The sequence below is a fragment of the Variovorax sp. KBW07 genome (assembly GCF_003852515.1).
In the GTDB taxonomy this organism is placed as follows: domain Bacteria; phylum Pseudomonadota; class Gammaproteobacteria; order Burkholderiales; family Burkholderiaceae_C; genus Variovorax.
In genome coordinates this window covers 1-347 of the sequence record NZ_QAJK01000290.1, presented here as the reverse complement: position 1 = coordinate 347, position 347 = coordinate 1, and the positions used below count along the sequence as shown (strand labels likewise).

Here is a 347-nt window from a genome sequence, read left to right as displayed (position 1 = left end):
GCCGGGTTCTGTCATCGAGTCGGTTGCCCTTCTCGACGGACGGTCATCTATCTGGGACCGATGTTGCCACCGGCCTCAAGCAATCCACCCAACGACTCGGCGAGCAGCCTCGAACGTCGTCTGTCTGATCTTGCTCCGGATGGGGTTTACCCAGCGGCACCGGTCACCCGGCACCCTGGTGGTCTCTTACACCACCGTTTCACCCTTACCCAGTCGGAACTGGGCGGTCTGCTTTCTGTTGCACTGGCCCGCGGGTTACCCCGGGTGGGTGTTACCCACCATCCTTGCTCTGTGGAGCCCGGACGTTCCTCAGCTCTCGTAAGAGAGCCGCGACCGTCTGGTGACCG

At 62.5% G+C, this 347-nt stretch carries 1 other RNA gene; it reads right to left on the bottom strand.

From position 1 onward, the window contains the following. Positions 1-338, bottom strand: an RNA gene (gene rnpB / locus DBV14_RS33205) — RNase P RNA component class A. Positions 339-347 lie beyond the last annotated feature (9 nt).